5 protein-coding genes are annotated in these 7431 nt (G+C 64.7%); 3 read left to right on the forward strand and 2 right to left on the reverse strand.

The features are described 5' to 3' along the window. Positions 1-64: 64 nt before the first annotated feature. Both APY03_RS33145 and APY03_RS33150 read right to left on the reverse strand, forming a co-directional pair. Entirely contained in the window at positions 65-883 is an 819-nt protein-coding gene (locus APY03_RS33145; RefSeq protein WP_068683971.1) for a hypothetical protein, read from the reverse strand. 214 nt (positions 884-1097) lie between these two features. Continuing rightward, positions 1098-1904, reverse strand: coding sequence for a hypothetical protein (locus tag APY03_RS33150; RefSeq protein ID WP_180988661.1), 807 nt, complete (start codon positions 1902-1904; stop codon positions 1098-1100). Between the two features lie 47 nt (positions 1905-1951). Here APY03_RS33150 and APY03_RS33155 point away from each other — a divergent pair, with 47 nt between their 5' ends. The 3 genes from APY03_RS33155 to APY03_RS41980 all read left to right on the forward strand — a co-directional run bounded on the left by APY03_RS33155 (position 1952) and on the right by APY03_RS41980 (position 7338). Next, positions 1952-3937 carry a DNA gyrase/topoisomerase IV subunit B gene (locus tag APY03_RS33155; RefSeq protein WP_068683973.1) on the forward strand — a complete coding sequence of 662 codons (1986 nt, stop codon included), beginning with the start codon at positions 1952-1954 and terminating at the stop codon, positions 3935-3937. 61 nt (positions 3938-3998) lie between these two features. After that, on the forward strand, positions 3999-6470 hold the full coding sequence (gyrA, locus tag APY03_RS33160) for a DNA gyrase subunit A (RefSeq protein WP_068683974.1): 2472 nt from the start codon (positions 3999-4001) through the stop codon (positions 6468-6470). Positions 6471-6690: 220 nt separating this feature from the next. Next, a complete protein-coding gene (locus APY03_RS41980; RefSeq protein ID WP_146039608.1) occupies positions 6691-7338 on the forward strand; it encodes a hypothetical protein in 648 nt (215 codons plus the stop codon). Positions 7339-7431 lie beyond the last annotated feature (93 nt).

Below are 7431 nucleotides of genomic sequence, written 5' to 3' on the forward strand. Positions count from 1 at the left end.
ACCAGCGGCGGGCCGCCCGGGTCCATCAGTTCCAGGTCGAGCTGCGCGCCCTCGAACGCGGCGCTCATGCAGCCAAGCTGGAGGCGTAGGTTTGCGCGGCCTGCAGGACCACCGCGAGGCGATCGCTCGCGTCGGAACCGAGGAACTCCTGTGCCTCCGGCGCGACCTCGCGGCCCGTCAAGCCCACGAGGGCCTCCAACGGCGTGAGGCCCGCGAGCGTGTCCTGCGGGGACGTAAAGAAGCCGTACGCGGCGGGTCCACTCGGGCGGCCCAGCGCTGCGAGCACCTGTCTGAGCGGCTCGCCAGTGACGCCGTCCCAGGCCTGGAAGGCGGGATACTCCCGCCCGCGCTTGCGGCCCGGGCGCAAGATGGAGAAGAGTTCACCCGCCTGTTCGCGGTTCCGCACCGTCTCGTCCGTCACGCCCAGCACGCCGCCCAGCTCCACGGCGCTGAGCGACTCTGCCGAGTCTCGGCGTGCAGCGAAGGCCCGTTCGGCATCCGCGAGGACCTCCGAAACCTCCCTCTGCGTAGAGAACTTGAGTTCGAAGTAGTTGAGCAATGTCTCCACGGACTCCTCGCTCAACCCTCCTTTGCCGAGCACGGCCACGACGTCGCTCCGCATCTGCGACAGCGTCTCGTCAATGCTATGTAAATGCTGTTCGAGCAGATGCGCCTTGGGGCTGTAGGTCCTAAGGAGCAGAGCGTCACCCGCGCCGAACGAGCCCTTGGAATGGAGAAAGGGGGACCACGAGATCGTTGCGCTACCGCCAACGGCGACGCAGCGCTTCAGCGACCGGCTGATGGCGCCCAGCCGGTCGCCGACAAAGACTGTTACCTCGTCCGGGTGGGCGCAGGGCCAGAGATGGTGAGAGTGGTCGGTCATGTAGAGATCCTCGCCCTGAGTATGGACGGATAGCCTTATTTTGGCAAATTAAGCCATGTAAGCCAAAGCATCGTTTGGCTGACGGGTATCTCCACCACGAGAGTTCACAAGCCGCGGTAGGCTGGGTAGTGGAACTCACAGTCCATCCGGACACGCCGCGCCCGCGGTCTGCGCCTGGTCGAGGCAGTCACCAAGGCTGAGCTACTCGCGCTGGCTAGTTCGGCTTGAAAGGCGCCGGCATCGGGCCGAGCGACGCGGGAGCCAGGCTGATGCTGCGCACCGGCTCCGCGCGCGCAGGCGGCACGAAGGGGCTCGGCATCGCCTGCATGTTCGGTCCCACGAAGACCGGCTGCGAGGCGGTCGTGGCCACTTGCACCGGCGGTGCCGCCGGCGCCTCTGGCGCCGGCGCCTTGATCGGCACCGTCGGGATCGCCACCACCTCTGGCTCCTGACGCTGGGGTCCCACAAGCAGCATGCCGGCGCTCGCAGCAGCAGCAGCGTCTTTGCTCACGGTCCATGTGCCGGTGCTGCCGATCCGAGTGAAGCTGATCCGCTCGCCGTTTTCCCAGGTGCAGTTGAAGATGATCGGCTGGGGCTTCGCGTCGGCCGGCGCGAACGGATCGGTGGCTGGCTCCTGACGCTCATCGCATCCGCGCAAGGGCTGCCGGTAGGCGAACTCGTTGATCTCCGCGAGCTTTCCGCCGCTCAGCGTCGCTGGCAGGCCTGCGGAGATCAGCCGCCCGACAAAGGCCGTGGCGAAGCGGGAGTAGGCCGCCTGAGCCTCCTCGCTCGTCGGCGGCGCGACCTCACCGCCTGTGGCTTTCATAACGCCGGCAAGAGCGGCGGTCGCAAAGCTGACGCGGAGCGCGCGACTCAAACGTTGCGTTTGCGCGGCGCGTAGCCCTGGTCGCAGCGTGCTGCCCACCGTATTTTTCTGTTCTTGCGACATTAAATTTAATCGTTGCTGTCCTTGCGGGTTTCTAATCCGCGTAGCTATTATGGTACGAACCCACCAGATCATTGATCAGGTCGTCCGGCTGACCCCCTGGTGACAAACGAAAGGTATAGATGTCGAGCACCCCCGCCGCCTACGACGGCAATCAGATCAAGGTCCTTCGCGGCCTGGAAGCAGTGCGCAAGCGCCCTGGCATGTATATCGGCGACACGCAGAAGAAGGGCTTCCACCACATGGTGTGGGAGATCCTCGACAACTCGATCGACGAACACATGGGCGGCCACTGCGACCGCATCGAGATGCGCGTGCACGCGGACGGCTCCGTCTCCGTGAAGGACAATGGTCGCGGCATCCCAGTCGATCTGCACCCCGAGGAAAAGATCGCAGCCGCGACCGTTGTGGTCACCGTGCTGCACGCGGGCGGCAAGTTCGGCGGCGAAGACGGCGAGAGCGCATACAAGACCAGTGGTGGCCTGCACGGGGTCGGTGCTTCGGTCGTGAATGCCCTGTCGACCCGCTTCGAGATGACGATCGAGCGCGACGGCGGCCAGTTCTTCCAGGCCTTCGAGAACGGCGGCACCCCCGTCGAGAAGCTCAGGCGCGTCGGTTCCTCGAGCAACCACGGCACCACGATCCGATTCTGGCCGGACCTGACCATCTTCAAGGCGGAGGAGGGGGAGCCCGAGCTGACGTTCGACCACTCCCTGATCTCCCACTCCCTTTCGACCCGCGCTCACCTGAACCCAGGCCTGCAGATCGTCTACCTCGACGAGCGCACGGGCGTTTCGTCCGAGTGGAAGGCCGAATCCTTCGTCGAAATCCTGGACGTCGTGACCGACAACCGGAACGCTCCGGTTCTCCAGCCCCTCTCCGCGCATCAGAAGATCGCCACGAAGGAAGGCGAAGTAGAGGTCATGGTTGCCTTCCGCGTGCATGCCGAGCGCCCGAGCACCATCGTCTCCTTCGCCAATGGCGTGACCACGCCCAATGGCGGCAGTCACGACGCGGGCTTTCGCTCAGCCCTGCTTCGGGCGTACAACAAGTACGCAGACGACAACAAACTCACGAAAGAGCCGTTCGTTGCCGAGGACGTCCGAGAGGGACTCGTCGCGGCAATCTCAGTTCGGCTGAGCGAGCCTCGCTTTTCGGGTCAGACCAAAGAGAAGCTAGCGTCGTCGGAGGCCCTGGGAGCGGTGTCCACCGTGACCTACCAGCTCCTCATGAAATTCTTCGAGGAGAACCCGAAGGAGGCCAAGGCGGCGATCATGCGCGCCGAACGCGCGGCACGCGCCCGCGCCGCAGCCGACAAGGCTCGCGATCAGGTCGAGCGCAAGAACCCCCTCGCCGTCGGTACGCTCCCGGGCAAGCTGGCTGATTGCCAAGAGACCGACCCCTCCCTGTGCGAGCTGTACATGGTTGAGGGCGATTCCGCCGGCGGCTCTGCCAAGCAGGGCCGCGATCGCAAGACCCAGGCGATCCTGCCCCTCAAGGGCAAGCCCCTGAACGTGCTGCGTCTCGACGACGTGGCCAAGGGCCTGAAGTCCGAAGAGATCGACAACATCGTGCAGGCCTTCGGCTGCGGTGCGGCCAGCGCCTTCGATATCTCGAAGCTGCGCTATCACAAGCTGATCCTGATGACCGATGCGGACGTGGACGGCGCTCACATCGTCACGCTGCTGCTCACGCTCATCCACAAGTACATGCCCGAGCTGATCGCCCAGGGGCACGTCTACCTCGCGCAGCCGCCGCTCTACCGCGTGCGCAAAGGCAAGGGCGATCCGCACTGGATCCGCGACGACGCGGCGCTCGAAGCCTTCTTCGCCTCCCACGGAGGGCGGGAGGGCTACGAGGTGCAGCGCTTCAAAGGCCTCGGTGAGATGAACGCCGAGCAACTTTGGTCCACGACCATGGATCCGGACACTCGCACGCTGCTGCAAGTGCAGTACGTGCCGGCGTCCGAGAGCACGGACCTGGAGCCCGTGGCCCTGCCGGTCGGCGCAGCAGAAGACGCCGTGTTCGAGTTGCTCATGGGCAATGAAGTGCCCCCGCGCCGCGCCTTCATCGAAGAGCGCGCAACTTACGCCCAGATCGACGTGTGAGCCCAGGGAGAGGCTGTGAGGCCTCTCCCGACCCAAACCAAATTCCGCTAGAGCCCTCCCAATGACCCAAGTTCAACCCCTGCTCGTCCAGCCCCTGATGGAGCAAAGCTTCATCGACTACGCGATGAGCGTCATCACTGACCGCGCGCTGCCCGACGTCCGTGACGGGCTGAAGCCCGTGCATCGCCGAATCCTGTTCGCCATGCACGATGCCGGCAACAGCCACAGCAAGGCTTACCGCAAATCTGCCCGCACGGTGGGCGACGTGATCGGCAAGTACCACCCGCACGGCGACGCATCGGTCTACCTTGCAGCCGTCCGGATGGCTCAGCCGTTCTCGATGTCGACGATGCTGATCGATGGGCAGGGCAACTTCGGATCTGTGGACGGGGACTTCCCGGCGGCAATGCGGTACACGGAGATGCGACTGACCCGCCTCACCGGCGAGTTCTTCACCGATCTGCACAAGGAAACGATCGAGTGGGCGCCGAACTACGACGGGACCGAGAAGGAGCCCACGGTTCTGACAACGCCCTATCCGAACCTGCTGGTGAACGGAGTCGAAGGAATCGCGGTCGGCATGGCCTCGCGGATCCCGCCCCACAGCCTGCGTGCCGTGTGCGCCACCACGCTCATGCTCATCGATCGCCCGGACGCATCCACCGCCGAGGTTGTGGCCGTCCTGCAAGCCCCGGACTTTCCGACCGCGGCGATCGTGCATGGTCTGGATGGTTTCGCGCAGGCGGTCGAGAGCGGCTCGGGCCGCATCAAGATCCGGTCTCGTTGGCACGAGGAGGACCGGGGCCGCGGCGCCAAGGCCATCGTGATCGACGAGCTGCCGTACCAGGTGAACAAGGCCGTTCTGGTCGGAAAAATCGCCGAGCTGGTACGTGAGAAGAAGGTCGAAGGCATCGTCGACCTGCGCGACGAGTCCAACAAGGACGGCATCCGGATCTGGATCGCCCTGCGCAAGGACGAATCGACGGAAGCGGTGTTCGCGGACCTGGCATCGAAGACCGACCTCGAGGTCGCCCTCTCGTACAACTGCGTGGTCCTCGACGGCGGCCGCCCGAAGCTGCTCGGCCTCAAGGACATCATCCTGCGCTGGATTGCCTTCCGCGAAGAGGTGGTGCTCGCACGCCACGTCTTCGAGCGCAAGCAGGCGTTGGCTCGGCTCCACATCCTTGAGGCCTACATGGCCGCCTTGGGCATGCTCGACCAGGTCATCGCCCTGATCCGCGCTGCCGAGAGCCCGGCTGTAGCCAAGACCGGCCTGATGGCACTGCTGTCCGTTGACGAGTTGCAGGCCCAGGCAATCCTTGACCTGCGCCTGCAAAAGCTCACCGGCATGGAACTGGAAGGCATCCGCGCCGAGCATGCCGAGGTCGTGGCCAAGATCGCCGGCCTCACCGAGATCATCGAGAGCCCCGAGCGGATCCGCAACGTGATTCGCGACGAGCTGGCGGAGATCTCGAACCGCTATGGCGCTGACCGCCGCACGGAGATCGGCGTGGGCATCTCGGACATCACCCGCGAGGACCTGATTCCCCGCGAGGACGTACTGATCACGATGACGCAAGGCGGCTACGTGAAGCGGCTGCCGGCGAACGCGCTACGCAGCCAGAACCGCGGCACGCGCGGCAAGACCGCCATGGCCGTGGGCGACGACGACAGCATCAGCTTCATGCGCCAGAGCCACAGCCATGACAGCTTGATGGTGTTCGCCAAGAGCGGCCAGGTGTACGGCATCAAGGCCTACCGAATTCCCGAGGGCACGCTGACCACCAAGGGACGCCACATCCGCAACGTGATCGACGGCCTCGACGAGGAGATCTCAGCCGTGCTGGCGCTCCCCGAAAGGGACCCTGAGACCACGGTCCTGACGGTGACACGCAGCGGCCAGGTCAAGCGCACCTCGATTGAGGATTACGACGGCGCCACACGAAAGGGCGGCGTAAAGGGTGTCGGGCTCGACGACGGGGACATGCTGGTGGGGGCCTTCGCCGTGAAGGATCGCGACGACGTGATGCTGATCTCGGACTCTGGCAAGGCAATCCGTTTCACAGCTTCCGATGCCCGAGTCATGGGCCGCACCGCAGGGGGCGTTCGTGGCATCCGCCTTGACGGCGACGAGTCGATCGTCGGAGCGGCGATCATTACTCACGGTGCCTCCAAGGGACTGCACCTCCTGTGCGTCGGCGAGCACGGCGTGGGCAAGCGCACAGCAGTGGACGAGTTCCCGGTCCAGGGCCGCGCAGGCGGCGGCGTGATCGCTTTCAAGGCGAACAAAAAGACCGGGAACCTGGTCACAGCCATGGCGGTCACCGAGGAGCAGGACCTGATCATGCTGGCGTCGAACGGCGTCAGCAACCGGGTGGCAGTGAAGGACATCCGGGAGACCGGACGCGCCGCGTCTGGCGTCATCCTGATGAACATGGACGCCGGGCAGCGCTTGGTAAGCGCGACGACTGCAGTAAGGGATCACGAGGACGACGTTCCGGAGGCGGCCGTGGCAGACGGAAGCGTTGCCTAAGACAGCGGCAGCAACAGGATGCGGACACGGCACTGGCCTGCCATGGGGTGATGGGCCGCAGCGAGACGCACGCTGCCCCATGCCATCAGCATGCACATCTACTGGACGGCAGTGTGTACCCGCGGGACCGTCGACAAATCTTGAAAACTTGAGGCGTCTGCCCTAGCGCGATCCTGGGTCGGGGTGCCATCATGAATTGCGACATGCACCTAAGCGAGCGATGAACCACTTCCACACCCAGGCGTTCGCCTCAACCAGAGCCCAGCCCCGCCCGGGCTCACACGCCAGCGTTCGCCGAGCCGGACAGAAATGCCGTCTCTGCCAGTTCACTCTCAAACGAGAAGACGGTGACGACATGACGAAAGGCCTTTGCGCGTCATGCAAGACGAATCCCGAGGCGCAGGAACTGAAATACGAGGCAGGGGCCAGTAGCGGAGCGCAAGCCTCAGCCCCCCAGCCCTTCGCGAACATGGTCGCGGCAGTCACGGGCGAGAAGGTACCGGTGCCGCCACGGGCCTTCAACGATGCCGACCTTGCACTGATCCGGAAGATCGGGGCATTCATGCCGGCGCAGAAGCTGCTCGACATCCTGAACGAACGACTGACCTGCGACCTCGGGGCCGAAGACAACCTGTACACGATCGAGCAACTCAACACGGCCATTGCGCAAGTGCATGGTGCCGGCAATCCTGAGGCCCTTGGACGGGACTGGCCCAGTGTGCGCAAGTTGCTGGCCCAGGCCCGGCGCGCCGGCGTCCTGGACCAGATCAACGAGCAGGTGATCAATGATTTCGCGGTTGTCTTCCAGCTCAACGCCAAGCAGGTCGTCGAACTCAAGGACATCGTCCTCGGCGCAAAGGAGGACTGAAGCGATGGCGAATGTTACGAGTCACCCATCAAGCCACCCAGTGATCCGCCGCGACGAGATGATGAACGCCGTTCTCAAGCTCGGCGGGCAGCC

The sequence above is a fragment of the Variovorax sp. WDL1 genome (assembly GCF_001541225.1).
Lineage (GTDB): Bacteria > Pseudomonadota > Gammaproteobacteria > Burkholderiales > Burkholderiaceae_C > Variovorax.